This window comes from Allochromatium palmeri (assembly GCF_009720725.1).
Classification (GTDB): Bacteria; Pseudomonadota; Gammaproteobacteria; order Chromatiales; family Chromatiaceae; genus Thermochromatium; species Thermochromatium palmeri.
In genome coordinates this window covers 1-1,820 of record NZ_WNKT01000113.1, presented here as the reverse complement: position 1 = coordinate 1,820, position 1,820 = coordinate 1, and the positions used below count along the sequence as shown (strand labels likewise).

Sequence of the window (1,820 nt, the reverse complement as noted above, 5' to 3'; positions counted from 1 at the left end):
ACTCATGGTTCGCCCATTTTGAAAGCCGCATCCTCGGATTGCGTACCCAGCCGTTGATAAAGGATTTCCGAAAATCCGAGCAAACCGACAATGCGCGACTGCACCGCGTTCAGTGGGGTCATGGTCTGCCAGTCCATGCCGCCGAGGCTGATCACGACCAGGCTGATGCCATTGAAGGTTCTGAGCATCATCTCGGTGGAGGGCCTGGCGGTCGCGCGTTTGGGATTTCCCGCATAGAGGTGATCGAGCTTTTCGGCCTTCGCCTGCAAGGCCTCGCGCACCGTGAACTCGACCAGGCACAAGAAGCGCAGGCCGATGGCGAGGAGGCGGATGAGGCCTTTGATGCGGGTGGTCGAGCCAAGGTACAGCGGCGTCAAGCCCAGGAGCTTGCCGCGGTAACGATTGAAGCCGCGCTCGATGAGGTATTCCTCGCGGTAGGCGAGCACCGCCTCGCCCACCTCCAGGAGGAGGTCATTGCTGACGAACACCCGCCAGCCCAAGCCCCGCACGGTCTCCTCATACGCCACGGGATCGCGGCGCGTGCACACGGTGACATTGGCCGTGGTGACGTCTCGGGCGGGGCGCCCGAGGTAGGCCCGCTTGCGGGTGGTGTGGGTGTCCACCTGATACTCAGCGACGAGGAGGGTCGACACCTGGTGCTGCCTCAGAATGGCATCCACGGCGGCGTGCGCCTGCGCTTCATCCAGGCGCTTGTGGCCCCGCCCGCGCTGGTTGAGCCTCGCGATGTCCTGCTCGGCTTGTTCCAGGCGTCGGTCCAGACGCTGGTGCTGCGCGGCGGCGTGTTTCAGGGATTGCACCACCAGACGTTGCTCCTGCCACGCGAGCCCCTCGGCGCTCGTGTGCGTGACCTGATCGAAAAAGCCGTTGGCGATGTGCAGGGGCTTGTCAGCGGCCGTCACGGGGGCGCGATGGACGGGCGTGAGCGCCTGCTCCCCGGTCCACACTGGCGCCAACAAAGCGCGCAGGGAGGCGGGCGGCATCTGAACCGCCGGCAGCGGGCATAAATACTGGTCCTGGCTCGCCGCGAGGTAGGCGCGGGTGGCGAGTGCCGCCATCTTGCAGTCGCCGACATAGAGCACGCCCGAGTGTTGGAGAATCGCCTGCACCTTGCGGATCTCCGGCACGTACAACGGATCATCGGCCCGCTCGCCGCTGACCACGGTGGTGCTCAGCGGCAACCCCAGCGGATCCAGGGTCGACTGGTTGATCTTCAACTGAGGCAGGTCGGGGCGATGCTCCTTGCTGTGACCGAATTGGAACAAGCCGTCCTCGCTGACAGCCACATAACTTTTCGCCGTCGTGCTGTCGATGCGCACGCGTCGGGCCTTGAGGTCGTAGACCCGCAGCAGCGTTGCATTCTGCGCGCGCTCATAGGCGTCCCACGCCGCATCGTCGCCACCCAGACGGTCAAGGACGACGCCCAGACGATCGTCGCTGACATCAAGTGCACGCAAGCCCGTCGCTCCCAGGCACACCCGCAAGGTCATCAACAGCCCCGCCGCCCAGCCCTGGACCGAGTTCAGACGGTGGTCACCCTCGCTCAGAATGTAGGCCAGCCACACCACGGCGACCTCACCCAGGGTCAGTCCTTGCCAGTTCCCGTGCATCGGGAAGTGCTGGTCCAGCAGCGATGCCACCTCCATCTTGGCTAGCTGCGCCAAGAGCAGCGGGATGTCATCGACCCGTTCGATGCGTGTGACCGTGGGCGCGGTTTCCATGGTTTTTCTGACTCAGAGTGGTAAGTGCCTGTAGCTTGCTCCACTTTCATGAATCGAGGGGGAAATTAAGCGAACGATGAG

The 1,820-nt window shown here is 64.1% G+C and carries 1 protein-coding gene; it reads right to left on the bottom strand.

The annotated features are described in order from the left end of the window. Nucleotides 1-2 precede the first annotated feature (2 nt). The gene (locus GJ668_RS19630) at nt 3-1,739 is read right to left on the bottom strand and encodes an IS1634 family transposase (protein WP_155451768.1); all 1,737 of its coding nucleotides are present in this window, start codon (nt 1,737-1,739) and stop codon (nt 3-5) included. Between the last annotated feature and the right edge of the window lie 81 nt (nt 1,740-1,820).

Bases quoted from the DNA above. Each gene is read 5' to 3' on its own strand.
- GJ668_RS19630 (WP_155451768.1), bottom strand. From the start codon at position 1,739: ATGGAAACCGCGCCCACGGTCACACGCATCGAACGGGTCGATGACATC.